At 70.3% G+C, this 23,385-nt stretch carries 31 protein-coding genes; all 31 read right to left on the reverse strand.

The features are described 5' to 3' along the window. Positions 1-2 precede the first annotated feature (2 nt). Positions 3-1,976 (reverse strand): hypothetical protein, encoded by a 1,974-nt coding sequence (locus tag VGX25_RS04000; protein ID WP_326916201.1) that lies wholly within the window; start codon positions 1,974-1,976, stop codon positions 3-5. Continuing rightward, a complete protein-coding gene (locus VGX25_RS04005; protein ID WP_326916202.1) occupies positions 1,976-4,438 on the reverse strand; it encodes a hypothetical protein in 2,463 nt (820 codons plus the stop codon). The genes VGX25_RS04000 and VGX25_RS04005 overlap by 1 nt, the downstream gene beginning before the upstream one ends. 138 nt (positions 4,439-4,576) lie before the next feature. Further along, positions 4,577-4,924, reverse strand: coding sequence for a hypothetical protein (locus VGX25_RS04010; RefSeq protein WP_326916203.1), 348 nt, complete (start codon positions 4,922-4,924; stop codon positions 4,577-4,579). Positions 4,925-4,929: 5 nt separating this feature from the next. Then, a complete protein-coding gene (locus tag VGX25_RS04015; RefSeq protein ID WP_326916204.1) occupies positions 4,930-5,499 on the reverse strand; it encodes a hypothetical protein in 570 nt (189 codons plus the stop codon). Positions 5,500-5,510: 11 nt separating this feature from the next. Further along, positions 5,511-6,482, reverse strand: a complete 972-nt coding sequence (locus VGX25_RS04020) for a phage tail tube protein (protein WP_326916205.1) — start codon at positions 6,480-6,482, stop codon at positions 5,511-5,513. Beyond that, complete coding sequence (locus VGX25_RS04025; protein WP_326916206.1) at positions 6,482-6,913, reverse strand: hypothetical protein; 432 nt, start codon at positions 6,911-6,913, stop codon at positions 6,482-6,484. The genes VGX25_RS04020 and VGX25_RS04025 overlap by 1 nt, the downstream gene beginning before the upstream one ends. 29 nt (positions 6,914-6,942) lie before the next feature. Next, positions 6,943-7,392, reverse strand: a complete 450-nt coding sequence (locus VGX25_RS04030) for a hypothetical protein (protein ID WP_326916207.1) — start codon at positions 7,390-7,392, stop codon at positions 6,943-6,945. Further along, complete coding sequence (locus tag VGX25_RS04035; RefSeq protein ID WP_326916208.1) at positions 7,393-8,364, reverse strand: hypothetical protein; 972 nt, start codon at positions 8,362-8,364, stop codon at positions 7,393-7,395. Then, positions 8,364-8,633: a hypothetical protein gene (locus VGX25_RS04040; RefSeq protein ID WP_326916209.1), complete on the reverse strand. Its 270-nt coding sequence runs from the start codon at positions 8,631-8,633 to the stop codon at positions 8,364-8,366. The genes VGX25_RS04035 and VGX25_RS04040 overlap by 1 nt, the downstream gene beginning before the upstream one ends. Beyond that, a complete protein-coding gene (locus VGX25_RS04045) occupies positions 8,634-9,044 on the reverse strand; it encodes a hypothetical protein (RefSeq protein WP_326916210.1) in 411 nt (136 codons plus the stop codon). It lies immediately after the preceding gene. Positions 9,045-9,137: 93 nt separating this feature from the next. Next, positions 9,138-11,912, reverse strand: coding sequence for a DUF6582 domain-containing protein (locus tag VGX25_RS04050; protein WP_326916211.1), 2,775 nt, complete (start codon positions 11,910-11,912; stop codon positions 9,138-9,140). Continuing rightward, entirely contained in the window at positions 11,909-12,280 is a 372-nt protein-coding gene (locus VGX25_RS04055) for a hypothetical protein (RefSeq protein ID WP_326916212.1), read from the reverse strand. Before VGX25_RS04055 ends, VGX25_RS04050 begins: the two co-directional genes overlap by 4 nt. Before the next feature lie 20 nt (positions 12,281-12,300). Beyond that, positions 12,301-13,761 carry a hypothetical protein gene (locus tag VGX25_RS04060; protein ID WP_326916213.1) on the reverse strand — a complete coding sequence of 487 codons (1,461 nt, stop codon included), beginning with the start codon at positions 13,759-13,761 and terminating at the stop codon, positions 12,301-12,303. A 5-nt stretch (positions 13,762-13,766) separates the two neighbouring features. Then, positions 13,767-14,027, reverse strand: coding sequence for a hypothetical protein (locus VGX25_RS04065; protein WP_326916214.1), 261 nt, complete (start codon positions 14,025-14,027; stop codon positions 13,767-13,769). A gap of 12 nt (positions 14,028-14,039) precedes the next feature. Beyond that, complete coding sequence (locus VGX25_RS04070; RefSeq protein WP_326916215.1) at positions 14,040-15,749, reverse strand: hypothetical protein; 1,710 nt, start codon at positions 15,747-15,749, stop codon at positions 14,040-14,042. Beyond that, entirely contained in the window at positions 15,727-16,338 is a 612-nt protein-coding gene (locus tag VGX25_RS04075) for a hypothetical protein (RefSeq protein ID WP_326916216.1), read from the reverse strand. Before VGX25_RS04075 ends, VGX25_RS04070 begins: the two co-directional genes overlap by 23 nt. Before the next feature lie 939 nt (positions 16,339-17,277). Continuing rightward, a complete protein-coding gene (locus VGX25_RS04080) occupies positions 17,278-18,156 on the reverse strand; it encodes a hypothetical protein (protein ID WP_326916217.1) in 879 nt (292 codons plus the stop codon). Further along, positions 18,153-18,428, reverse strand: coding sequence for a hypothetical protein (locus tag VGX25_RS04085; RefSeq protein ID WP_326916218.1), 276 nt, complete (start codon positions 18,426-18,428; stop codon positions 18,153-18,155). The genes VGX25_RS04080 and VGX25_RS04085 overlap by 4 nt, the downstream gene beginning before the upstream one ends. Beyond that, a complete protein-coding gene (locus VGX25_RS04090) occupies positions 18,425-18,727 on the reverse strand; it encodes a hypothetical protein (RefSeq protein ID WP_326916219.1) in 303 nt (100 codons plus the stop codon). The genes VGX25_RS04085 and VGX25_RS04090 overlap by 4 nt, the downstream gene beginning before the upstream one ends. Continuing rightward, positions 18,724-18,936: a zinc finger domain-containing protein gene (locus tag VGX25_RS04095; protein WP_326916220.1), complete on the reverse strand. Its 213-nt coding sequence runs from the start codon at positions 18,934-18,936 to the stop codon at positions 18,724-18,726. Before VGX25_RS04095 ends, VGX25_RS04090 begins: the two co-directional genes overlap by 4 nt. Then, on the reverse strand, positions 18,933-19,223 hold the full coding sequence (locus VGX25_RS04100) for a hypothetical protein (RefSeq protein WP_326916221.1): 291 nt from the start codon (positions 19,221-19,223) through the stop codon (positions 18,933-18,935). Before VGX25_RS04100 ends, VGX25_RS04095 begins: the two co-directional genes overlap by 4 nt. Continuing rightward, on the reverse strand, positions 19,220-19,423 hold the full coding sequence (locus VGX25_RS04105; RefSeq protein WP_326916222.1) for a hypothetical protein: 204 nt from the start codon (positions 19,421-19,423) through the stop codon (positions 19,220-19,222). Before VGX25_RS04105 ends, VGX25_RS04100 begins: the two co-directional genes overlap by 4 nt. Continuing rightward, positions 19,420-19,809: a hypothetical protein gene (locus tag VGX25_RS04110; protein WP_326916223.1), complete on the reverse strand. Its 390-nt coding sequence runs from the start codon at positions 19,807-19,809 to the stop codon at positions 19,420-19,422. Before VGX25_RS04110 ends, VGX25_RS04105 begins: the two co-directional genes overlap by 4 nt. Then, on the reverse strand, positions 19,806-20,111 hold the full coding sequence (locus tag VGX25_RS04115) for a hypothetical protein (protein WP_326916224.1): 306 nt from the start codon (positions 20,109-20,111) through the stop codon (positions 19,806-19,808). Before VGX25_RS04115 ends, VGX25_RS04110 begins: the two co-directional genes overlap by 4 nt. Continuing rightward, positions 20,108-20,728 (reverse strand): hypothetical protein, encoded by a 621-nt coding sequence (locus tag VGX25_RS04120; RefSeq protein ID WP_326916225.1) that lies wholly within the window; start codon positions 20,726-20,728, stop codon positions 20,108-20,110. Before VGX25_RS04120 ends, VGX25_RS04115 begins: the two co-directional genes overlap by 4 nt. Beyond that, on the reverse strand, positions 20,725-20,973 hold the full coding sequence (locus VGX25_RS04125) for a hypothetical protein (protein ID WP_326916226.1): 249 nt from the start codon (positions 20,971-20,973) through the stop codon (positions 20,725-20,727). Before VGX25_RS04125 ends, VGX25_RS04120 begins: the two co-directional genes overlap by 4 nt. A 707-nt stretch (positions 20,974-21,680) precedes the next feature. Beyond that, on the reverse strand, positions 21,681-21,968 hold the full coding sequence (locus VGX25_RS04130) for a WhiB family transcriptional regulator (protein ID WP_326916227.1): 288 nt from the start codon (positions 21,966-21,968) through the stop codon (positions 21,681-21,683). Beyond that, complete coding sequence (locus VGX25_RS04135) at positions 21,965-22,591, reverse strand: hypothetical protein (protein ID WP_326916228.1); 627 nt, start codon at positions 22,589-22,591, stop codon at positions 21,965-21,967. The genes VGX25_RS04130 and VGX25_RS04135 overlap by 4 nt, the downstream gene beginning before the upstream one ends. Next, the gene (locus VGX25_RS04140) at positions 22,591-22,821 is read right to left on the reverse strand and encodes a hypothetical protein (protein WP_326916229.1); all 231 of its coding nucleotides are present in this window, start codon (positions 22,819-22,821) and stop codon (positions 22,591-22,593) included. Before VGX25_RS04140 ends, VGX25_RS04135 begins: the two co-directional genes overlap by 1 nt. Beyond that, positions 22,818-23,051 carry a LuxR C-terminal-related transcriptional regulator gene (locus VGX25_RS04145; RefSeq protein ID WP_326916230.1) on the reverse strand — a complete coding sequence of 78 codons (234 nt, stop codon included), beginning with the start codon at positions 23,049-23,051 and terminating at the stop codon, positions 22,818-22,820. The genes VGX25_RS04140 and VGX25_RS04145 overlap by 4 nt, the downstream gene beginning before the upstream one ends. Then, a partial coding sequence (locus VGX25_RS04150; protein ID WP_326916231.1) for a hypothetical protein occupies positions 23,044-23,385 on the reverse strand: 342 nt, incomplete at its 5' end. The genes VGX25_RS04145 and VGX25_RS04150, both read right to left, overlap by 8 nt.

The following is a 23,385-nucleotide window of genomic DNA, read 5'->3' on the forward strand; positions in this document are numbered from 1 at the left end:
GGTCATGTTGCGAACAGCCCCTGGTCGAACCCTTGTCCGGCGGTGTCGAACCGGAAGATCTTGGTCGGGTCGTCGATGCCCGTGGGGGCGAACACCCCGTCGTCGAACCCCGCGCCAGCCACGTCGAAGCGGAGCACGCTGCCGGGTAGGGTCGGCACCTTCTCGCACGACAGCGTGGTGGTCACCAGCGCGCCCTGGTCGGACACCACGTGTTTGATCTGCTCGAGGTAGCAGTCGTCGTCGAACCCGGTCTCGGCGTCGACGAGGTGCACCCGGTCGGACAGGTCGCGGGTCAGCTGCTGGGTCAGGGTGGCGCTGTCGGCGTTGACCACGGTGAACGTCACGACGGGCAGCCGTTCGGCGCGCTGGCCGAGGATCAGGTCGGCGACCGCCGCGGCGTCCTCCCGGTTCAACCACGGCGTGTCGAGCCGGTACGGCCGGACCCCGCGGGTGCGCTGGATGCTGGTGGTGTCCTCGGCCTTGATCTGCAGGGTGCGCACCGTGGTGACCGGGTGGGCGCGCAGCCGCATCGAGTGCACGGTGACCGCCGATCCGCCGGCGTTGCGCACGGTCATCACGACGGCCTGGCCGGAGGTGCGGTTGAACGTGACGGTGACGGTGCCGCCGGTGCGGATGAAGTCCGGCGCCGGGGTGTCGGTCACGCCCCCTTGGGTGGGGGTGCGCAGGTTCCAGAACGGGTTGTCGGCCTGGACGGTGAACGTGCGGGACTGTCCGACACCGAGGGTGTAGCCGGTCGGGTCGGTCCACACCGACGTCGGTTCGCCCGCTGGTTCCCGCTCGGTGACCGTGCCGGTGACCTGGTTGACCAGGTCGCGCCAGCCGAGGTCGACTGACAGCGGCGGGTCGTGCAGCGGCGCGGCGCCGGTGTCGCGGAACGTGGCCTGCACGCTGGTCGACGCGGTGCGCACGAGCCGGTGGTGGCGGTCGCGGAAGACGAACTCGCCGCCGGGGCCGATGTGGGCGAACGCGCCGGGCCCTTCGGCGACGACGATCTTCTGCAGGGCGGCGTAGGCGTCGTCGGATTCCTCCCACCACCAGCGGATGGTGGTGGCGCCCGGGTCGATGTCCCGGTCGGCCTGCCAGCCGATCGCGTCGAGGAGGTGGCCGACCGCCTCGCCGGTGCGCACCGCCGGGTACAGCGCGGTGGACACCGGCATGTCGCGCAGCCGGGCCAGCCCGTCCAGCGCGGTGAACCGGGCTAGCCGGGTGTCGAGGTCGGGGATGATCTCGAAGTTGTCGATGTGGCCGCGGAACATCGAGTGCAGCGTGGTGTGTGTGGCCTGCACGACCAGGTCCCGACCGGGACCGAGCAGCCCGGCCAGCGGCGACGAGGCGTTCTCCGGCGAGTAGTCGCGGGAGCTGTTGTCCAGGTCGAACCGGGCGCGGCCCGGGGTGATCGGGGCGAGGCTGCGTGCCTGGTCGCGGCCGTACTCGATGGTGATCGACCCGTACTGCACCCGGTCGGTGACGTCCTCACCAGGCCCGGTGACCTGGACGTGATCGATCCAGGTCTGCTCGCCGCCGGCCGGGGTGGTGCCCGACCGGATCTGCAGCTGGTGGGTGGTGGCGGTGGCGGTGAATGTCAGCGTGATCTGCGTCCACTGGTCGGTCGCCGACGACGCAACACCCGAGGCGACGCCGGCGACCGCGCACAGCGCGCCCATCCCGCCGGATGACGGCGCCCACACCCACGCCGACATCGTGTACTGGCGGCCGACGACGAACGTGGGCAGCACGGCCGGCTGTACCAGTTGGAGGGTTCCGCCGGCGCTCCAGGTCACCAGCAGCGACCCGGAGCCGTGGTAGCTGCGCACCGTCGACCGCGCCGCCGTCGGCGCCGTGGTGCCGGTGGCCGCGGTGGTCCACCCGTCGAGGTCGCGCTCCCAGTCGCCGAGCAGCAGCCCGCCGTCGGAGTCCCAGTCGACCAGCACCTTGTACGAGGTGGGGGCGAGCATCAGACCCGGCCCTGCCGCTTGAGCTCGTCGACGCCCCTGGCCAACCAGTTCTGCAGCTCCAGCTGCGATCCGATCGGTGCGTACACGTTGAGCACCACCGTGGCGCCGCCGGCGGCCGCGACGGCCGACCCGACCCGGCCGCCGGCGATCGCCCGGCTCTGCGCCGCGGTGGCGACGAACCCGTCCCGATCCGGGAAGATCAGCTCAGGGCCGCGCTCGCCCACCCAGTACGGCAGGTTCGCCTTGACCGGGCCACCTTCGGCGCGCTCGCTGGGTTCCAGCCCCCCGTACCGGGCCTCCTTGAGGATGGCCTGCCGCACCGTGACGGTGACGGTCTTGTCCTTGATCAGGTCCATCGACGTCTTGATGTTGCGCACCACCGGGGTGGCCTGGTCGGCGGCGGTCAGGACGATCTCCTTGCCGTTGGGCAGCCGCAGCACGGCCTGGCCGGCGGCGTTGACCGTTGACGTGACACCCAACGCAGCCCGGGTACTGGCGTCCATCCCCAAGATCATTTGCCGGAGGGCGGGTGGCGCGGCGTCGCCGGCGAGCTCGGCCAGCCGGATGATCTCCCGGTTCTGCGCGTCGACCCGCAGCCGCGCTGCCTCGGCGGCGTCCGACCCGCGGTACTGGGACTCGGCCAGCTCGCCGGCCCGGGCCACTGTGTTGACCATCGACTGCTCCCAGCCGAGATTCGCGCCGGTGACCGCCTCGGCCGCCTCCTTCTGCTTCTCGACCGCCGCGGCGGCCTCGGCACTCTTCTCGCCGTACTGGCGGACCGTTTCGGTGACCGCCGTGTCGGCCTCGGCCTTCTTGCGCACCGCCTCGGCGGCCTGGTCGACCGCCTCCCGCTCGGCGTTGACCGCCTGCCGGTAGGCCAGGTCCTTGTTGACGAACCCGAGCAGCTGCTCCTGCAGCCGCGCCATCGCCGCGGTGTGCCGGTCGGTGGCGGATGCGGCTTCGTGGTGCTTGGTGGCGATCTCGCCGGCGGCGTCCTTGGCCTCCAGCATCCCGCCGGAAAGCTCACCGAACTTGCCCTTGGCCTCGACGGCCACCCGGGCCAGGCCGCCGAGGCTGTCCTGGCCCTTCATGCCCTTGAACCGGTCGAGCGACTCGGCGAACACGTGGTTGGTGCCGCCCATGGTGATGCCGAACCGGTCGAACCCGGCGTTGACCTCGCCGATGGCCGACTTGTTGCCCAGCAGCGCCTCGGTCAGGGTCCGCGAGGACACGCCGAGCCGGCCGACCACCTCGTAGAGCCCGGCATCCTGCGCCGCCTTGACCTGGCCCTGCGCGATGTTGTCGTTGATCACACCGCCGCTGGCCACCAGCGCGTCGGTGAGGCTTTCGATCCGGGCCCGGTGCTCGGCGGCCCGCTGCGCGGCCTCCTGCTGGCGCGCACCGAGCACGCCGAGCATCACGCCGAGCCCGCCGGCGGCGACGCCGAGCGGGCCGATGCCGGTCAGCAGGCCACCCAGACCGGCGCGTAGCTTGCCGCCGACGGTGTGCGCGGCGCCGATCTCGGCCTTGAGCCGGCCGAACTGGGCGGACAGACCACCGAAGGTGATCACGTCCAGCGCCTTGAACGCCACCCCAGCCGAGATCACCAGGCCGATGAGCGGACCGAGCTGGGCCGACGACCCGCCGATCATGGTCAGCAGGCCGGAGAACACGTTCAGGCCGGCGCCCGCGGCCTGGAACAGCACCGGCAGCGCCCCGGCCGACAGCTGGGTGATGACACCGAGCAGCTGGGAGATCACCTCGCCGAGCCGCTGCACCGACGGTGCGCCCTCGTTGGCCAACCGGGCCAGCAGGTCACCGGTGAACCCGAGCACGTCGCGGGCGATCCCGCCGAACACCCGCAGGATCTGCGCCGAGGACTCCGAGCCGCTCGAGACGCCGGTGAAGAAGTCCGTGACGCCCTTGCCGGTGTCGATCGCGACATCCCGGACGGCCTCCAGCACCGGCTCGGACGAGGCGACCGCCTTCTCCAGCCCGGGCATCGTCTCCCGGATGAACCCGGTGAACCCGTCGGTCAGGTGCTGCAGCCCGGGCATCGTGTCGGCGAACATGCCGACCAGCCGCGGCTGGACCTCGTCGAAGGTGTCGGCAAGCTGGTCGGAGATCCCGACCAGGCCCGGGACCAGCACCTGCGCCGACTCGCGGGTCCCGGTCTGGATGTTGTGCCACAGGTCGGTGAACGAGTCGCTCACCGCGGTGTTCGACGCCGCGGCCGCCACGCCCAGCCCGCCAACCAGCAGCGCCGTCCCACCCAGGGCCGCGGCAATCCCGGCGCCGGCCGCCGCGGCCGCGCCCACCGTCCCGACAAGCGCGGCCGTCGAGGTCTTGCCGAACGAGTCGAGCTTCTTGGCGGTCTGGTCGACCGAGCGGCCGACCTTGTCGAAGGTGGGGCTGGCGCGGTCGATCCCGAGGATGGTGAAGATCAGGTCGCGGGTGGCCATCTCACCCCCCGCCTTGTCGGCCCTTCGCCAGCACGTGGTCGATGGCGGCCTTGACCATCCGGAAGTCGTCGCGGGTCAGGTCGTCCACAGCGGATGGATGCCAGCCCCACAGCCGAAGCGCGTGCGGTTTGTACGCGGCTACCTCGGCGGCGACGGAGGGCCATTCGGTGACCCGGTCGACTCCGGCGAGGTCGATGCGTCCGTCGGCGTCGCGGGGGACGCCTGCGTAGGGTCCACTTCCTCCAGGTGGAACACCGTGTCCCCCATGGGAAACTCGAGATCCTCGTACGGCTCGTGGCGGCCGCTCTTGCGCATCGCCAGCCACAGGAACGCCGTCTTGCCGGTCGGCCCGCCCTGCACCAGGTCCACGCTCAGCTGCGGGTACCGCTTGCCGGTCACCGTTTCCAGCAGCTCGGCTTCCCGATTGGTGATCTGCCGGATGCTGATCTCGTACTCGCGGCCGTCGGCCATCACGAACTTCGACATGCGCATTACCCCACGGTTTTCTCGACGTAGTCGCCGACGGTGTCGATCGCCTTGTCCCGCGCCCCCGGGCCGCCCTGGCGCGCCGGCTGGTCGAACCACTCATCAGGCGACACCGTTTGGGTCACCCACACCTCGACGTTGCCGAACACCGGATGCCGCCACCGGCCCTTGTTCATATGCCGCGGCAGCTTGCGCTGATCGGCGGGCATCAGCGCGGAGTTGGACCGGATCCGCACCGACGCCGTCGACCCGGCAGTGCGCACCTGGGTCTGCACCGTGCGGGCCACCGCCGCGCGCAGCCCGGACCTGCGGTGCGCGGCCAGCTTCACCTTCTCGGTGAGGTTCTTGCGGCGCCGCACCAACTGCGCGGCCCGGGCCGCTCGGGCCGACGCGCCGCCGCGTGAACCGGTGCTGGACATGCCCTGCACCCGGGCCCGCATCGCGTCCTCGACCGGTTTCGCCCCGGCGCGCAGCGACCGACTCAGCTCCCGCAACAGGTCCCGGCGCCCGAGCCGCTTCAAGTCGTGGGCGAGGTCGGTGAACTGCTGCGTGCCGACGACCTTGACCGCCACCATGAGACAGGCACCTACGGGGTGGTGTCCGTCGTCTGATACTCCAGCTTGATCGAGGTTGTGCTGTTGTCGACGACCTTGAACGGCAGGCCCTGCTTGGTGATCCCGTCGGTGACCTCGGGTGTGTCACCGTCGAACCGCACGTTGGCGGTGATCTTGGTTTCGAACTTGTAGGTCGTGGCGATCGTCGCGCCTTGGAACAGCAGCACCAGCTCGGCCTCGGTGCCGTTGACGAACCGGTTGTACGCCGTCAGCGACTCGAACTCGGCGTCCAGTTTGCCGGTGTAGGGCCGCAGTTTCGACTCGAGCGGGTTCTTGCGCAGCTGCGAGCCGAGGAAGTAGCGGTCTTCGGCCAACCCGTTGTTGCCTTCGACGCTGGCCGACATCACGTCCTGGGCGCTGCCGCCGATGGTCAGCGTGCCCTGCACGAACGTCATCAGCGTCAGGCTGGCCGGATAGGACACCGCGGCCAGGGCGGTGGAGGTGTCCTCGTCCTCGCCGAGGATCGACATGGTGACGGTGGCGATCTCTCCGACCGACGACTCGATCTTCCAGCCGGAGACCTTGCAGCCGTGGTAGGTGAACGGTCGGACCGTGCCGCCGGTGTCGGGACGACCGATCTGAATGGTCTGCCCGGTGGGGATGTCCCCGGGGGTGAAGGTGTGCTTCCACACCGTCGGCGCGCCGCCGGCGTCCGGCTGCGCGCTGGCGACCCCGCCGAACGCGTGCTTGAACCACCGGCCGAAGCTCTTGTTCGCCAGCTCCATCACGATGTCGCCGGACACCGACTTCTTCCCAGCGGCCCACCGGTCCGAGCGCAGCACCCGGGCGCCGGAGCGCAGCGCCTGCGACTCGATCCGCTCGATGTCGTACTTGAGGTTGGCCGGCGGCCGGAACTCGAAGAACCGGTCCACCGTGACCGGCGTGCCGAAGGTGACTTCCTCGGCGGTGCCCAGCTGGGCGGACAGTCCACTGGGGATGGCCATCAGTCACCCTCCTTAGTCGACAGCCGCTGCAGCTGGGCGGTCAGCCCGGATCGGTTCTTGCCGGACAGCTCGGCGACCAGCGCGCGCTGAGCTCGGTCGACGTCGTCGCCGACCCACGCCAGCACTTCCTCGGCGGTGCCCGCGGGTACCTGGCCGTCCTCGCCGGGCCGCGTGGCGATCAGCTCGAGCCGGGCGACGAGGTCGACGCGCTGCGCGCCGTTGCGTTCGGCCTCCAGCAGACGGGCGGCCCGGTCCGGGTCGTCGCCCACCCAGGCGATCACCTCGGCCTCGCTGGTGTCCCAGCACCGCTGCTCGACCAGGCGCGCGCCGAGCTCGTCGGCCACTTCGATGGTGTCGCCTTGCTGCACCACGACCTGGTGCAGGTCGACCAACTCGACCGCGTCCAGCGGCCCGACATAGGTCACACGCACAGCACGCTCCCTCGAAGGATGGGGGATGGTTAGTCGAGCCGGGACTTGGCGAACACGTCGTAGGTGAGCACCCCGATCGCGTGCTCGTCCTCCTCGCTGGAGTCAAGGTCGACGGCGCTGATCCCGGTCCACTGCAAGCGGGGCACGTTGACGAGATCCGGGTCGCCGGCGATCAGCTCTTCGACCACGGTGCCGATCTCGGCGCAGCGCGCCTCGACGTCGTAGACGGTGGCGCCCGGCTTGGTGACCACGATGTGCAGCTTGATCGTCAGCTGTTCGTCGCGTTTGAACCGCGGGCCGGATCCGGACACCGGGTAGTCGTGCGTCCCTTCGACCCGGCCGCCGTGGATGAGTTCCCGCTCGGCGTCGTGTCCCGGGTACGAGTAGGCCACCTGCACGCCGGCATTGACCAGATCCGGTGCGGCGGCCAGACCGTCGATGAGCGCCTTCTTCGCCGCGACCGCGTTCGTGCCGGCCATCTACCGGACCCCGCCGTGGAACAGCGACGACCGCTGCGGGTCGAAGTTCAGCGTGCGCGACGCCGGCACCCCGCGGCCGCCCTCGGCGGTGCCGGCGCCGGACCGCAACGAGTAGCGGGCATACACCGCGTCGACGAACGGGATCCCGGTCTCGTAGGCGTCCGGTGTGGTCAGCCGGTACGACGCGCCCTCGGCCGTGGTGAAGGAGATGGCCCGGTCCGGGATGTTGGTGCGCTCGACGTTGGCCAGCGACCGGAACCGCACCTTCGCCGCCCGCACCAGGTCCTCAGGCGGGCGGTCTAGACCAACCTCGTACTCGATGATGAGGTTGGACCGGCCCTCGGTCCACGTCGCACCGTCCACCCGGGTCACGACCCGGTCGGGGGTCACGACCAGCTTGGCCAGCTCGGCCGCGGTCAACGCGACGAACGTCTCGCCGGCCTCGGGTGCGATCCGGACGGCGCGGATCGTGCGGATGTCGTTGTCGCCAACCAGCATCAGGTCACTGGTGCCGGTGCCGTCGAGCACCGCCCGCCGGTAGCGGGGCACAAACGCCCGGTCGCAGATCTCCTCGCACTCCTGCTCGACCTCCAGCCGGGCCGCGACGAGCCGGGCTGTCGGGTATTTGGTGAGGCTTGACAGCGACGAGTCCGACGCGCGGCCCTCGGCGATGCTGAAGAAGAACCCGCCGACGATCTCGACCAGGTCGGTTTCGGTGACCGCGGTGCCGGCGATCGTGCCGGACCAGGCGACGGTCAGCAGCTGCAGCTGCGCCTGCGCGGGCAGGGCGAAGGTGTAGCGGCCCTGCCCGGCCGACGTGGCATTGCCGGACCCGCCGGCGATCGCGGCGCCGTTGGCGTCGGTGATGGCCACGGTCACCGCGCCGGCTGCGTCGGTGCCGGTCTCGCCGACGTAGAAGGTGTGCTCGAGGGCGGCCGCCGCGGTCTTGGCGACCCGGGTCAGGGTGGGCATCAGCCGATCCGGACGTTGCCCTCGATGGCCGCGGTCGCGACCAGGTGCACCCCGGTGTCGCAGCGCACCCCGTCGACGATGTCGACGTTCTGCAGCCCGTTGGCGCCCAGCACGAACTTCGCCAGCACGGTGCCCGATGCCGCGGTGTTGTCGTAGATGGTCACCGTGGCGCCGGCCGTGCTGAAGATCGTGCAGCCGCGGAACGTGCAGGGACCGGTGAACACCGTCCCGGTCGCGGTCACGTTGTGCGGGCGGGCTTGCGCGGTCATCTAACGCACCTGCGCGTGCACCTGCACGACGCCGTCCGGCATGGCCAAACCGGTGCCGGTGTTGACCTTGCTGACGGTCAGCACGTCGCCGGCGTTGACGAGCAGGTCCGCGGCCGTGCCCGACAGGGTCATCGCCTCCGGCACGAATGCCGTCGAGTTGGTTGCCGCATACGACCGACTCGCGGCCAGCGCGGTGCCGCTCGCGTCGCCCTTGCGGTTGCGTAGGTTCAGCGTGAAGTAGTTCGTGCCGTCGGCGGTGACGTTGGCAGCCGGGATCCACTTCACGGCGGTGATCTTGAGGTTGTACGGGGCGACGATCCCGCTGAACTCGTCGGCGGTGCCGGCGGTGGCCTGGCCGGCGACCGGGAGGATGAAGACGTGGTCGCCGCGCAGTTCCTTGAACTCGGGCACAGTGAACTCCCAACAGGAGGGTGGTTTGTGGTGTTGGAACCGGCGCCCCACCGCGTCGGGCAGCCGGGCGCCAGCATCAAAGGGGGGCGGGGATCAGGCGGTGTTGCGGGCCAAGCCGCGGTGCTCAAGCACGGTGCCGTTGTAGATGTGGCGCAGCTTGTAGGTCTGCTTGTCCGCGTCGAACATGCTGCCGACGTTCGGGTCGGCCTGGGTGAACAGCTCGGGGTCCTCGCGGCCCTGGTAGAAGCCGATCTCGATGGTCGGGCACATGTTCGGGTCGGCGGCGAGGAACCAGTCGTTCTGGTCGGTCCAGTAGTCGATGACGATCAGGCCCATGCCCTGGTACATGTTCGGGCGGTCGGCCGGGTCGCTGCTGCTGGAGGGAATCGCCACGGCGCTTCGGGTGAGCTGGTAGCCCAGCGGACCCAGAGTGGTCGGCACGATCAGCGTTTTCGGTTCCAGGCTCAGGATGTTGACCGAGTTGCCGAACGCGGCCTGCTGGCGCATCTTCACCCAGGCCGCGTCCAGCGCGCTCTGCGACAGCGCCGCCGCCGTGGTGTTGTTGTGGTTGGCGTGGAACAGCGCCGTCGAGTCGTACGTGGTAGCCGCGTTGGTCGGGAAGATGTCCCACACGAACCGGTACAGCGTGATCGCCGCGGCCAGGCCGAGGTTCTTCGGGATCATCCGGACGGCGTTCTGGTCGTCGTTGACGATCATCTCGAACGTGAGGTCCTCGGTACCACCACGCTTGATCGCCTTGTACACGGCTTCCTCGTCGGTCGGCGAGGTCAGCGGCTGGTACGGCGCGCCTTCGGCGACCTCGGGCAGCAGACCGTAGCCGCCGATCCGCTCGCGCCGCTGCTGTCGGAAGTCCGACACCGGCACGATCTCGGACACGACCTGCCGCCAGGTCTGCAGACTTGGCTGCGCGTACAACGCGATCATGCGGCGGGTGATCGAGTCGCCGAGCACCTGATCCCAACTGGTCGACGTCAGCGATTCCGTCGCACGGCGGGCCGAGTCGAATACGCCGATGGACTCGCGCATGATCAGCCGGTTCTCGTCCTCGTCGAAGGAGCCAGCCCGGCGGTGGCCGGTGACGTCGAAGAACGCGTGCCGGAACGACTTGTAGCCCTCGCGGAAGTTGCCGGCGAAGAAGTTGTCCAGTGCCTTGACCTTCTTGTCGTGCGCCTCCTGGGTGACCGTCGCCGTGACGGTCGGTGCCAGCCCGGCCCGCTCCAGCTGGCCGAGCGTGGTCTTGATCGCCGCGATCTGCGCGTCGACGGCGGCCTCGGTGATCCGGTCGGGCAGCGCCGCGGTGACGGACTCGACCACGCTGACCGGCAGGTCGGCGTCCTGCACCTTCGACGAGATCATCAGCCTGGCCAGATACGACGTCTTGGCCAGCGAGTCATCGGCCTCGGTGACCTTGGCCGGCTCGCCTTCACCGGGCTTGGGCGGGTTGGTCGCCTCGGTGGTCTTGGTCTCGGTGTCCGGCGAGCCCGCTCGGGCCAGGCCAACCGCGGCGAGCTCCTCGTCCGTGGCTTCCTGGAACGCGGCGAGCACCTCTGCCTTGGTAGGTGGCACTTCGGGCTCCTTCAGTGTGCTGGATCCCGCGGGCACTTCGCCCGCTGGTTCGGGGATGCCGCCGGCCACGGCCCGGGTGGCCATGCCACCGGCGGAGGGATGGGCAACCACGTCCGCCGAGTTCACGGCGGTGATCCGGGTGGCCTCGACGATGCGCCGGCCGGACTCCTGCACCGGGCGCCACAGCGCCATCACGTCATGGGACACGCCGACCAGCGGCTCGCCACCCTCGGCCTGCACGGCGAGGCTGGCGTCGAGCGCCTCGGCGGCGTGCGTGGCCGACGGGAACAGATGCAGGTCGGCCTCGATGCCGTCGTCGGTGGCCTCGGCGCCGCGCAGGTGCCCGATCAGGCCCTGAATCGTGGCTGAGGTCATCTCCTCGGGCGTGCGGTGGTGGTCGTAGACCCGGGCACCCTCGTACAGCGGCACCGCCTGGCGCAGCACCGCCTCGGTGTAGCGGCGGCCGTTCTTCGAGTCGCCGTAGGCGATCACCCGGATGCGGAAGATCCGGTTGCCGGCGGCGTCGTTGCCCTTCGCCTCGACCACCCGGCCGAGCACGGTGTCGTGCGCAGCCTCCATGGCCGGTTCCTCGGCCGGGCTGCCGACCGGGGCATAGGTGCGCACGACCTCCTCGGGCGCGCCGAGCGTCACCGTGTCCCCGGCCAGCGTGTACGGGCACTGCCAGAGCCGCTCGTCGTTGTCGATGTACACCACGTCGGTGTCGGACAGGTCGACGATGTAGGCCCAGCAGTAGGTGTCGGTGTGGCTGGCTAGCATGGCCCGGATGGCGCGGCGCACCAGCTCGCGGATGTCGTCGAACGACCGCTTGCCGTTGATCACGGCCTCGGTCGTCGAGTCCTGCGACACGGCGATGTCCAGCCGTTTCATCGCGGCCTTGATCCGCGCCTTGACCTTCTTCAGGTCGGCCGGCGTGTACTTCGCCGCATCCTTGGCCTGGTTGATGTACGACCAGGCGGCCCGGACGCGCTTCTCGGTGTTGAGCGGGTAGCGCTTCTTGCCGTCGGCCTGGTAGCCGGGGTCGGCGTATTCGACGTCGCCGTAGGGCTTCTTCGCATCGGTCGCCTCGACCGCCTCGGTCACCCGCACCGGGCCACCCGGATCGAACCGGTGGTCACATTCCGGGCACGTCACTAGCCGCGCCGCGGGCATGGTCGGCACGGCGGCCCGGTCGACGTCCACCGTGACGTCGTAATACCCGGCCGTGGCCCGCACCTGGTTGCACGCGGCGCAGCCCGGGTCGCTGCACAGCGGGTGGCTCATGCCTGCGCCAGCTTCTCCAGCTTGGCGATCAGCGTCGTCCGCTGCTGCCCGGCCTGCTCGGCCTCCAGGGCGCGGCGCGCCCGGGCCGGGTCCGTGCCCACCCAGGCGAGCACGACATCCGCCGAGCCCTCCGGCACCTCGTCGCCGTCGACCAGGCCCTCCTCGTCGAGGTCGACGTCGACCGGCCGGTCCGGCACCGGACCGGCATACGGCGACAGCGACCCGTCGGCCGCGACCAGCGTCCGCTGGCCGTCATGCGTCTCGATCACGGTGCCGGCGCCGGGCAGCTCGCCCACCGCGACGATCTCGGCCTCCTTCATGCCGAGCGTCCGCGCCGCCCAGATCCGGGTCTCCTCGCTGAGGCTCATGATCATCCCTTCTTGCGCGCTCACACGGCCCGCAGGTTGGTCTTGTTCGTCGCGGCGTCGTCGACCGCGGTGGCGATCTCATCCCGGTCGGTGTCCGGGCTATCGAGCTCGGCGGTGTAGGGCACGCCGACGTAGTCCTCCCACGCCTTGCGCGCCGCCATGGCCGCGGCCTCCTCGGTCAGCGCGCCGATCGCGACGAGCCTTTCCAACCCGGTGGACAGGTTCAGCAGCGTCTGCGCGGTGATCTGCGCGTCGGCCGCAGCGATCTCCGGGCCGGTCACCAGCACCGACTGTGCGGCCGGCACCTGGTAGGTCTGCCCGGACCGCGGGTCGGTCGCGTCGACCGTGGCCGGCAGCCGGCGCGCGGCGACCGCCCGGTCCACGGCGAAGCGCAGCTGCTCGGCCTGGTAGCCCAGCCACAGGCTTTGCACGCCGGCCACCCGGCGGCGCACCGGCTCGGCCATCGACAGGCTGGTGGCCCGGTTGGCATCCTCCGGCTCGGCCAGCCACGTCTTGGCCAGCCCGGCGCCACCAGCGACCAGGGTCAATACGCTCTTGGCGGCGTTGGCGTCCTCGTACGCCCCGGTCTCGACGTGCTTGGCGTCCCAGGTCACCGCGTTGTTGTGCACCTCGACCGAGCCCGCCGGCGGCACGTGGGTGCCGCCGCGCGCGGCGATGAAGTTGTCCACCTCGGCCTGGCCGCCCTCGACGGTGACATCCCACACCATGTAGCGGGCCAGCGCGGTCCGGTCGATCAGGTTGGAGATCACCGTGTCGTAGGCGTCCAACCAGTCCAGCACCGGCATGAGGAACGGCGCGCTGCGCACGTCGGTCTCCAGCGCCTTGAACGGCGTCCAGAACATCGCCTTGCCGGCGCGCAGCCCGGTGCGGTCGTCGACTGCGACCACCGGCAGCGACCGGGACAGCCCGTCGCCGGTATGGAAGTGCAGCTCGGCCGGCCACGCCGGGTTGTTGCGGAACAGGGAGACCTCGCTGATGGCCAGCGGGTCCATCGGCGAGTACCGCACCACCCCCGAGGTTGCGCCGACCAGCATCTCGCGCACGGTCTCGCCGAGCAGCAGGTTCGACCGCAGCCCGAGCTCCTGGGTGCCGCCGACGTTGTTGCGCGGGTCGTTCCAGAACTCGTCGACCACCGCCCGCACCTGCGGGTTGGTCACCTGGTAGCTGACGCCGGACTCGCCGACGCAGAACGACACGTAGGTATCGATGATCGCCCGGGCCATCGGGTTGGACCGGTACGACGCCACCGAATAGACGCGGGCCTTCTCCAGCGTCCAGAACGGCACCTCGCGCCGGCCGGCGCTGCCCGCCGGTTTCCACCCGCGGTCCTCATCGATCCCGTCGCCGTGCCACGCGCCGGCGGCCGCGCCGGTCGTGAGGACCTGCTGCGCTGTCGCCTCTTCGCCGCGCGCCAGCTCCGGGCCGTCGGTCTGCCGGGCCGGCAGGAACCACGAGCGCATCTACGTCACGCGGCCCTCGGAACTGACTTCGCCGCCCCACGTTCTGCCTGCTCGCGACGCTTGCGCTGCTCGGCCGCAGCGATGTGCGAGGCCGCGACCATGGACAGGAACAGGCATCCGGCCGACAGCACCCCCAGCGTCCACCACCAGTTCTCGGTCAGCCCGCCCACCGTGACGGCCAGGCCGACCAGCCCGAGCACGCCGACCAGGTTGGCCAGCAGCATGCTGTTCGGCGCCGGGATCTTGAACCGCACGTCCACCAGCACCCGGGCCCTCCTTTAGATCGTCAACCGTTGGGTAGGGCGGTACAGGCCGCCGGGGTCGTCCGCGGTGGCGGCCGGCGCGGTCGCCGGGACCGGCGCGGTGATGCTCAGCGCGCCGTGCTCGATGGCCATGCCGCGGCCGAAGGTGGCCAGGATCCCGGCCACGAAGTCGTCGATGAGGTGGCCGGCCTTCTTCTTGACTACTCGCTTGTACCGGTCGGACACCTGCGCGCCGTCCTCGCGGGCCGGCTTGCGCCGGCCGTAGGAGATCGCCGCGTTCAGCGCGTGCTGCGTGCAGTCGGGGTCGCCGTCGTGGGTGAACTGGCCCTCACCGGTCCGGTATGCCGTCTCCCACAGCTCGATGGCCTTGTCCATGCGCTGCTCGACGTTGGTGGGGAACTCGATCACCCGCGGCTTGTTCGCCGGGTTCACCCCGAACTTGCCGGCCCACTCGTCGAGCTCGGTCTCCCACCGGTACGGGTCGGCCAGCAGGTACCACACCTGGTAGGCGGCGAACGCGTCGGCGACGGCCTGGTTGACCGCGGCCACCGGCCGGCCGCCGTAGTCCTTCGGTAGCCACAGCCCGATGCGGAACCAGCGGCCGTCGCTGATCCGGCAGGCCTTCAACGCGGTCGCGTCCCGCGCGCGGGACCCGTCGAACCCCAGCGCGATCGGCGTGCCCGGCTCCAGCTGGCCCGGCCGGGCCAGCGCGTGCCAGCGGGTGGCGTCGACGGCGTCGCGCTCGCCGACGGTGACTTCGTCGAGGAAGTACCGCCGGGCCTCGGCCTCCCCGGTCGCCGGGTCGCGGATGTCGGCCAGCACCCGGTTGAGGTCCACCCAGCCGCCGCGGCCGCGGGCCGAGTCGCCGTACTTGAGCACCAGGCGCTCGCGGACGATCGCGTCGTCGGCGAACTCCGCCGACGGCAACCGCGGCAGCTGCGGATGCTGGTGGTCGAGGAACACGCCCGGTGCGCGTGCCTCGGCGGTGCGCTGCGCGGCCGACTGCTGCGACGGGTCCCAGGCGTTGGTGACCTCGTCCCACTCGCCGCCCATCCCGGCCAGGTTCCGCTTCATCGCCCGCACCATCGCCAGCCCGCCGTCCGGCTCGCACATCAGGTGCGTCTCGGTGAACCCGGCCGCGGTGATCGGCGCACCCAGCCGCGACCGCGCCGCCGCGGTCACCGGCTCGATCCACCCGTCGCCGTTGGGCAGCTTGATTCGGGTCTCCCCGATGTCCAGCCCCGGAGTGTCGGCCAGCGGACCCTCGGCCAGCATCCGAAACAGCGGCCGGAACGTGTTGTCGGTCTGCTCCTCCGACGTCGCGGCGATCTGCACCCACGGGGTGTCCACCGGCCGGCCCACCGGCTCACCGTCGGCATTCCACCCGTCGAACACCACGTCGGCGAACGCGTGCGCCAACAGCTTGGCCGCCAGGAACGGATCCTTGCCCCACTTCTGCGACCGGCGCAGTTGCGTGCCGTAGTACACCCGGCCGTCGACGACCTTCGGGAACCGCGGATCCACCGTCGCCCGCGGATGCAGGCGGTACTTCCACAGCAGATGCCGCCACATCTCGTTGGTCAGCATGTACGCCCGGCCCCGTTGCGGGCCGTCCGGAATGACCAGCCGGGACTCCATCCAGTCGCCGACCGCCCACCCCAGGGTCGGGAACTCGCCCCGCTCGCGGGGGCCGCGCCAGCCCCTACGAGCCCGTCGCGCCGCCATCGACGGCCTTCAACCCACGCCGGCGGGCCGCCGCCGACCCGGCCGACGACTTCGTCTGGGCCTGATCGTGGCGCCGCTCGCCGACCTCGTCGGTGGTGATCTCCCACCGCAGCCGCAGCAACGCCAGCGGGTTCAGCCCGAGCCGGTCGGCCAGCTGGCGGGCCTCCTTGGCCGCGTCCAGGTCACCCTGCTCGGCGCGGACCTTCCACCGCACGTACTGCGCGACCTCGCGGGTCCAGCGCAGCCGCTCCCACGCCACCGCCTGCGGCGTCGCCCACAGCTCACGCCACAGCGCGGCCTCCTGCTCGGCCGCGGCCTCGATCTCGGCGGCGAGCACCTCGGCGCGCTCCCGCAACCCCAGCAGCTTCCGCTCGGCCGCCCGGGCCGCCCGACCGGTGCCCTGCGCGTCCAGCGCCGCCGCGTCGATCTGGTCGTTGAGCATCCGCAGCAGCGTCTCGGCGCGCACATCCGGCGGCAGCGGCCAGTCCGGCGGCGGGTCCTGTCGACCACCCGCCGGCAGCTTGGTCATCGCCACCGTGGCGTTGCGCCGCCGCCGGTTCGGATTCGGCGGGGGACCCATGCCAGCCATCGGATCACCTCGCCGAGACATCGGAGCGACTCGCCAGTAGGTAACGCGATGTTCCAGACCCGTACAGAACGCGAGTTCCGGCTTCGCGGGGTCGCATAAGCCCACGTCAAAGGGACTTTGACCCGGGGGTGGGCTTGGTTAGTTGATCACCACTGTTGCCAGGTCACGAAAGATCTTGTCGAACGCCGGCCAATCATCGGACCACTAGTGGTCGGCCTTCGCGCCGTTGCACGACCGGCACAGTACCTCGAGGTCCTGGTCCTCGCGCCCACCTGCCGCCACCGCGGTCGGATGGTCGGCGGTCAAGTCCGTCGACGGGTGGCCCGGCCGCTCCCACCCGGGACACCACCAGCCATACCGTGCGACGTGGGCAGCGACGGCATCTGCTCGACGCTGGCGTTCGGCATGCGTGTAGGGCCGGCGTGCCCGCTTGGCCTGATCATGGCGGCGTTCATGCACACGCCGATGGGTGGCACAGCGGCTGCCGGTGGTCGGCTCGCTGCAGTCGAGGCAGGGCCTGAGCGGCATGCATGCCCGTCCCTTGTCTGACAACGCCGGCCGTTGTTCCCGCCGTCACGGGACGGCCGGCGCTGACACGGTCCTCTCGGATACCGCTTCACGGTTCACCGCCGACCGTCGCCGACGTCACCCGGAACCCTTGATCCCCAAGGCCATGGCACAGTTGTGCTGCCTGCTGATCAGCATTCTAAGCAGCCCTTGGTCACGTTGCGCAAGCGATGTGGTCACGCTGGGCGTGTCGCCTATCCCACCCCGCAAGCCATGCCCGGATTCGGTCGTGTGCATCCGGCACGTCCTCAATGCCGGGTGCACCCAGCTCCTGGCCACATCTGGTGCAGCGGATCGGGAACAGGTCCGGCGCAGCCTCGTAACCTTGCTCAACGCGCGCATCGCAGCAGGCCGAACGCAGGTAGGTACTGATCACGCTGACCCTCGCTCAGCCGCGCTGGTCCGGTTGCGGGTCGGCGTGGCCACGGCGACGGCGATCACGTCACCGCAGTGGTAGGTGACGAACCCGTCGTCATCGACGCTGGTTCGGATGGGCCGGCCTTGGAACGCCCAGCTGCGGATGTTGTTGGCCGACACGGGCCGCTCGAGGAACCGCGGCAGCAGCCGGGCGAGGGTGGCAGCGCGGAAGTACATAACGCGGATGCGCCGCTCGAGGACCTGGATACGGCGCCGGGTGTCGTGGTGGGTGCGGCAGCGTCGACAGCGCACCCAGTCGGTCGTGGGTGCGCCGTACAGGTAGGCGGTGCACGTGGTGCCATCGCGCTGTTCGGCACCGCACACGCCAAAGGTCTGTTCATTGGGGTCGAGGGGATTAATCACCTCGAGCGCGGCCTTGGTGTGGTGCTCGACGTCCAGGACGAGCTGGTCGGCGCCCGAATCGCGGCGGATCCGGTCGGTTCGTTCGATGATCCACCGGACCATCGACGCGGGGCTGTCAGCCGGCCACGCTTCGGGGATGCGCACCATGTCGCGCACGGTGGTGACGAGCATGTTGTGCAGCGCGTCGTAGACGGTGGTGGCCCCCAGGTGCACGGGCAGCGCCGTTGCAGGCAGCGATACCGGGTCCGTTGGGTCCGGCGCGCAGCGATAGCAGTGTGACTGCCCTTCGTCGTGCATATGGCCACGCATACCGTTGCTGGCGAGGCGGTCTTGGCGGGTGCGGGTGACGATGAGCTCGGCGGCCAGCCAGGTGAGGGTGCACAGGTCGGCGACCAGCTGGGCGACGCAGTCGTCGCACACGAAGCCGTTGGGGTTGTCGCGGGTGCACACCACGCACTGGCTGCTGCTCATGGGCCGCTCCGCCGAGGCCTCCAGGGCCAACGGAGCCAGCGTCGGCGGGTCGGCTCGGTCAGGCTCAACTCGGCGGGCTCGTACCCGAGCAGCCGCGCGGCTTCGGCCACCGGAACCACCTGCGGGTGGATGATCCGGCCGCTGTCGGCCTCGACGACGACCAGGTGTTCGCCGGCGCCGGCCGGGTCGGCGGCGGCCGCGAGAGGTGGCAGCTGACGGGCATCGCACTCGGCAAGGGTGCGGTCGATGCGGCCGAAGAGGTCGTCGGTCATACCCGCTCCGGCCAGTGCCAGGTGCCACCGCGTCGCGGGTCCAGGCCGCGGGCGGGTCGCTCATCCTGCGGGCAGCCCTGGTTGAAGAACATGCCCGTTGGGTTGAGGACGCAGAGGTCGACCAGCTGGGCGTCGTCGTCGCCGAGGTCGTCCGGTCCGTCGCCGTGGGTTGGGTAGGCGAGGGGCTCGCCGAGGCCGGTGATGACTGCGGCGCGGCACGTCGACGCATATTCACCGCCCGGCGTGCCGTAGCTGACGTAGTGGACGATCCGGCCGATGCTCGGGGTCTGGGCACTCACTGGTTCTCCTGGGGGTTCTTGCGGATGTCGTGGTAGTCGCGTATGGGGATGCCGCCGGCGCGGGTGCAGGGGTTGCCGATGCCGGCGTGGCACCACTTGCAGGCGCGGGTGCGGGGGTTGTCGGCCTGGTCGTCGGCCACGGTGGTGTCGCCTTGCCAGGCGAACAGGCCGGGTCGGCGTTGGCCGCGGTGCTTACGTCGGCGGATCATGGCGAACTGCCGCACTCGTGACTGGCCAGCTCGGCGAGGACTTCCCACAGGGTGATCTGGGCGTCGTCGGTGCGGCGGGGCTCGCGGGTCCGGGTGTTGGCGAGTTGGATGTTGGCGAGCGCGCCGTGGTGGGCTCCTTGGCAGGTGCAGTCGCATCCCGCGCAGTCGGCTGGGTCGGCGGTGAGGCATTGGCCGGAGCATTCGCCTTCGGCGACGGCCTGCCGCGCGGTCAGCGGCGGCAGCTCGTGGGCACCGGCGGCCATCTTCAGGTCGGCGGGTTTGGTCATGGCGTCGCCGCCGGGTGCAGGGCGCGGGCCGTGCGGACCTCCTCGTCGAGCCGGTGGAGCACGTCGAGGAACGCGGCGACGTCGTGCGGGCTGTTCGTCTGGTCGCGGATCTGCCGATAGCCGGCGGTGGCCGTCTGGCTGAGCAGCACGGCTTGGCGCAACGTCATGTGCAGGGTCACCGCGCGAGGCTCGGCGCTCACGTCTCACCGCCGCCTTCCGGGAGGCGGCCCTCGAGGCTGGTGATGTGCTTGCGGAGCTCGTCGACGAGGTCCTCGAGGCGCTCGATCTGGGCGTCGCGCTCGGCCCAGCCCGCAGGCCGGCGGTCGGGCGGGGGTGCTGTGGCGCCTGTGCCCCATCGGAGGACGGTCAAGTGCTTGGCCTTGGCGAGGAGTGCAGGCCAGCCCAGTGGCGTGTTGGTCTCGTTGTCCCGGTCGTCGAAGTAGCTACCGGCCGGGTACCACCATCCGCCGCTGCGGGAGGCGAGGGGATCTTCCCGCATCCAGGCTTGGCCTTGGCCGTAGCTGCCGGTGGCGACGACGGTGTACTCGGGCGGTTCATCGGGGATGTCGACACTGATCTCGCTCATCCGAGGTGCACCTGGCTTCCCATGCGTTCGGTCAACCAGGCTTCGTAGAGGGCTTTCTCGGCCTCCATGCCGTCCGCCAAAACGGCATACCATTCGGATTCGGTGATGATTCCTTTAGCTATCAACAGCTTCACAATCGTGGACGTCTCGACCATCGCGGAGTTCACGCCGACGCGCAGGTGTTTCGGGGTGGTCTCGTCGGGGTCGTAGTTCATCTTCGCGGCGACACCGGATTGCATGGCGTGGGCGGCGGCGTGGTAGCGCGCGATCTGCTCGGCCACCGCGGGGTCCGGGCGTGTCATGGCTGGTCTCCCTTGGACTCGGGGGCGGTGATGGCGTCGTACCAGCGCTGGGCCCACAGGGCGTCGCCGAGCGCGGTGTGCCGGTCCTGTTCGGACGGTGGTTCGACACCGCAGGCCCGGGACAGGTCGTCGGAGCGCCACGGCAGGCCGATCGCCTCCAGTTCGCGGCCGTCGGCCACCAAGGCGTTGCGGCCGTGCAGGTAGCCGACGGCGAGGGCTTCGACGTCGATGAGGTGGTAGTGCCAGGCCGGGATGAGGCGGTGGCGGCGGAGCATGGCGTCGAAGGTCTCGCCATCGAAGGTGGGGACGATGCCGACGAGGTGGGTGCCGCGGGTGAGTTCCTCGACCGCGGCTGCGGCGGAGTGCTCCGACAGGATCCTGGTTCCGGTGAGGTCTCGGTCTGTCTTGCCGCGGGAGAAGCGCCAGTGGCGCTCGTAGAACCCGCCGATGCGCAGGCCGAATGGGTCGGCTTCGGCGAGGTCGATGTCCTCGATCTGGGCGAGCCAGGTTTGCTCGTGTCCCTCGGGTTCGCGGCGGATGATGGCGATCTCCCAGGGTCGGCGGCCGGGGTGAACACCGGTGGTTTCGCAGTCGACGAAGGCGATGGGCGGGGTCATGCGGGGGGCTCCTGGGGTGGTGTCCAGCCGAGGGCGATGAGGGCGTTGCGGGTGCTGGTGGCCAGCACGATGCGGGCGGCCAGTTCGGCGTCGAGGCCATGGACGAGCTGCAGGCCGAGTTGGGGTGGTTTGCCGGGGACGGCGGTGATCCAGACGCGGGTGGCCTGGTCGGCGATGTTGTGGCCGTCGATTTCGACTCGGCCGCTGCTGTTGCAGCCTAAGTTGATCTTGACAGGGATGGTCATGGGGATCCTTGCGGTGATGTGTCTGCTGTGGACGGTCGAGCGTGGATGGTTCGAGTGGTGGGTCGCGCGCGCGTGCGCGCGGTGGTGACTCACCTTGGGTAGTAACCACGGTGGGTGGTCTAGGTGGTTGGTATAGGTGGGTGGTAGTGGGACATCTGGGTGTCCCCTCAATCGCTTCGAATGTCCCCTCAATAGGTTTGGTAACGCTGTTAGATGTCCCCTCAATTGAGCGGACGCTGACCGGCTGATCCACGGGTCGTGGTGGGTTGTCCACAGGGGATCGGCCGTTTCGAGAGGCCACATGGGTGTCCCCTGAATCGTGTGGGACGGTCTCCGGGATGTCCCCCCAATCGCGTTCGGCGCGGCCGTCGGGATTGAGCAGCTGCACCCGGTCGATCAGGTCGGTGGGGATGGTCAGCCGGTAGGCGGCCGCCCGCCCGGTGCCGCCGCGACCGCCACCGCGGGAGACCTGGACGATCAGCTGCATGTCCCGCAGGATCCGCATGATGCGTTTGACGTTGCGGGTGGACTGGCCGGTGACGTCGGCCAGGACGTCGTTGCCGGGTCGGATCCGGGTGCCGTCCGAGTCGGCGTAGGTGGCGAGCACGAGCGCCATCAGCTTGTGCGGGCCGGGCATCACGATGCGCCTGACGATCCGCTCCCACTCGTAGCGGCCCGTCGGCTGTGGCGCATCGTGTCCCCTCAATTCACCCGCCCCCTGTGTCGAGCAGGTCGATCGGTCGCCGGGCAGATCCGTCGGGGTAGTAGACGCCGCCCCACATGCCGTGGCCGGACTGGGCACCGAGGTCCCGGCACAGCTCGCGGAGCGGGCACAGCCGGCAGTAGTACTCGGCGGTGCGTGTGAGGCGGGCACGTAGAGCAGCGCCGCTTTCGTTGGCGCGAGGGAAAAACTGGTCGAATCCGGCGCCGCGGCAGGGCCGGTCCGGGTCGTCGAGCCCCGGCCAGCCGTCCAACGGATCGGTAATCGTGGTCATGAGGCTCGTCCCTCGCGCTGGAGCAGCTGGCGGGCCGCGTCGTAGCGGTCCCACAGCTTGCGTTCACCGTTGTTGCGGTCGGGATGCAGCACGGCGGCGGCCCGCCGAAGTAGCGGTCCAGTCGACACGTCGGGGTTGTCGATGCCGGTGATGTTGCGTAGCCAGCGGATCGCGTCGTCGGCGGTGGCGAACCCGTCGCCGGGTTCGATGGCGCGCCAGCCGGTGTACTGCTCGCCGTGGCCGGCGATGCCGTACCGATCGAGCTTGCGCAGCGCCTCCAGGCCGAGCGCGATCGCGCGGAGGTTGACCTGCCAGTCGGCCTCGCCGACGTAGCCGACGAACCGGTCGCACGGGTAAGTCAGCGCGCCGGCCGTGGCCGACCGGAACGACAGCGCGACACCGGGGTGCAGCACGGTGGCGCGGGCGCGGAGCATACCGTCCTGGCGGACATCGGCCTCGCGGGTGACGACGCGGACGGCGACCGCGCCGGTCACCTTCAGGTGGTCCAGTTCGGCGGCGAGCAGCTTGAGTGTGTCGTCGAACTTGGCTCGGAATGGATTGCTCTTGCGGGGACTGGATTCCGGATAGGGCCAGCGGTCCATGGGTTCGATCTGCCAGCGCATCAGGTATCACCCTCGGTGTTGCCCGCGTGGTCAGCTAGTCCCACGATCAGGTCATGGCGGTCGGCGGCATCTTCGTTGTTGAGCCGCTGCTCGGGATGGCGGACGTGCGGCAGCTGCGCCAGCTCGGCGGGTGTCCAGTCGGGACGGTCAGTGGTGAGCGCGTCGAGGCGGTGGCGGGCCGTAGCGACGGTCCACCACGGCCAGCGGAGGACCTCGGCAAGTCGGTTCACGAGATCACCTCCTCGGTGGTCAGCCAGCCGCGCCGTTCGCATTCGACCGTGGTCTGGGTTGCGGTGTGCGTGCCGAGCGCCCGCGCGGCCCGGGCGAGCCGGGCGTAGACGGCCTGGTGGGTGATGCCGAGCCGGTCGGCGATCTGTGGGCCGTCCAGGCCGTCGGCGAACAGCCGGACGACCTCGAGCTGGCGGTCGCTCAGCAGCGGCGGTGTCGTTACTTCAGCCATCCGGGGCGCCTTCGGGTCCGGGCTGGTTGCCTTCTTCGATCTCGGCGAGGACCTGGTCGAACGCGCGGGCGGGGTCGTCGGCGGCCCGGGCGCGGGTGAGGATGTCGGCGATGCGCGCGCCTTCCTGGGTGGTGATGTCCGCCGAGGTGCCCAGCGGGCGGCCGGTCAGCTTGCGCAGCACGAACAGCATCTCCGCCGCCGACGTGACGCCCACGCTGGCCAACTGGCCCTTAATCTTCTTGACCAGCTCGGCCGGCGCGCGATCGGCTGGCGGCCGGGCGGGCTGCTCACCGTAATCGGCTGCCGGTTCCGGCGCGGTGGCCGGAACCGGCTC

The organism is Actinophytocola sp. (assembly GCF_035942955.1).
Taxonomy (GTDB): Bacteria; Actinomycetota; Actinomycetes; order Mycobacteriales; family Pseudonocardiaceae; genus DASYTH01.

Bases quoted from the DNA above. Each gene is read 5' to 3' on its own strand.
- VGX25_RS04000 (WP_326916201.1), bottom strand. From the start codon at position 1,976: ATGCTCGCCCCCACCTCGTACAAGGTGCTGGTCGACTGGGACTCCGAC.
- VGX25_RS04005 (WP_326916202.1), bottom strand. From the start codon at position 4,438: ATGGCCACCCGCGACCTGATCTTCACCATCCTCGGGATCGACCGCGCC.
- VGX25_RS04010 (WP_326916203.1), bottom strand. From the start codon at position 4,924: ATGTCGAAGTTCGTGATGGCCGACGGCCGCGAGTACGAGATCAGCATC.
- VGX25_RS04015 (WP_326916204.1), bottom strand. From the start codon at position 5,499: ATGGTGGCGGTCAAGGTCGTCGGCACGCAGCAGTTCACCGACCTCGCC.
- VGX25_RS04020 (WP_326916205.1), bottom strand. From the start codon at position 6,482: ATGGCCATCCCCAGTGGACTGTCCGCCCAGCTGGGCACCGCCGAGGAA.
- VGX25_RS04030 (WP_326916207.1), bottom strand. From the start codon at position 7,392: ATGGCCGGCACGAACGCGGTCGCGGCGAAGAAGGCGCTCATCGACGGT.
- VGX25_RS04035 (WP_326916208.1), bottom strand. From the start codon at position 8,364: ATGCCCACCCTGACCCGGGTCGCCAAGACCGCGGCGGCCGCCCTCGAG.
- VGX25_RS04040 (WP_326916209.1), bottom strand. From the start codon at position 8,633: ATGACCGCGCAAGCCCGCCCGCACAACGTGACCGCGACCGGGACGGTG.
- VGX25_RS04050 (WP_326916211.1), bottom strand. From the start codon at position 11,912: ATGAGCCACCCGCTGTGCAGCGACCCGGGCTGCGCCGCGTGCAACCAG.
- VGX25_RS04055 (WP_326916212.1), bottom strand. From the start codon at position 12,280: ATGAGCCTCAGCGAGGAGACCCGGATCTGGGCGGCGCGGACGCTCGGC.
- VGX25_RS04060 (WP_326916213.1), bottom strand. From the start codon at position 13,761: ATGCGCTCGTGGTTCCTGCCGGCCCGGCAGACCGACGGCCCGGAGCTG.
- VGX25_RS04070 (WP_326916215.1), bottom strand. From the start codon at position 15,749: ATGGCGGCGCGACGGGCTCGTAGGGGCTGGCGCGGCCCCCGCGAGCGG.
- VGX25_RS04075 (WP_326916216.1), bottom strand. From the start codon at position 16,338: ATGGCTGGCATGGGTCCCCCGCCGAATCCGAACCGGCGGCGGCGCAAC.
- VGX25_RS04080 (WP_326916217.1), bottom strand. From the start codon at position 18,156: ATGAGCAGCAGCCAGTGCGTGGTGTGCACCCGCGACAACCCCAACGGC.
- VGX25_RS04085 (WP_326916218.1), bottom strand. From the start codon at position 18,428: ATGACCGACGACCTCTTCGGCCGCATCGACCGCACCCTTGCCGAGTGC.
- VGX25_RS04095 (WP_326916220.1), bottom strand. From the start codon at position 18,936: ATGATCCGCCGACGTAAGCACCGCGGCCAACGCCGACCCGGCCTGTTC.
- VGX25_RS04100 (WP_326916221.1), bottom strand. From the start codon at position 19,223: ATGACCAAACCCGCCGACCTGAAGATGGCCGCCGGTGCCCACGAGCTG.
- VGX25_RS04110 (WP_326916223.1), bottom strand. From the start codon at position 19,809: ATGAGCGAGATCAGTGTCGACATCCCCGATGAACCGCCCGAGTACACC.
- VGX25_RS04115 (WP_326916224.1), bottom strand. From the start codon at position 20,111: ATGACACGCCCGGACCCCGCGGTGGCCGAGCAGATCGCGCGCTACCAC.
- VGX25_RS04120 (WP_326916225.1), bottom strand. From the start codon at position 20,728: ATGACCCCGCCCATCGCCTTCGTCGACTGCGAAACCACCGGTGTTCAC.
- VGX25_RS04125 (WP_326916226.1), bottom strand. From the start codon at position 20,973: ATGACCATCCCTGTCAAGATCAACTTAGGCTGCAACAGCAGCGGCCGA.
- VGX25_RS04130 (WP_326916227.1), bottom strand. From the start codon at position 21,968: ATGACCACGATTACCGATCCGTTGGACGGCTGGCCGGGGCTCGACGAC.
- VGX25_RS04135 (WP_326916228.1), bottom strand. From the start codon at position 22,591: ATGCGCTGGCAGATCGAACCCATGGACCGCTGGCCCTATCCGGAATCC.
- VGX25_RS04145 (WP_326916230.1), bottom strand. From the start codon at position 23,051: ATGGCTGAAGTAACGACACCGCCGCTGCTGAGCGACCGCCAGCTCGAG.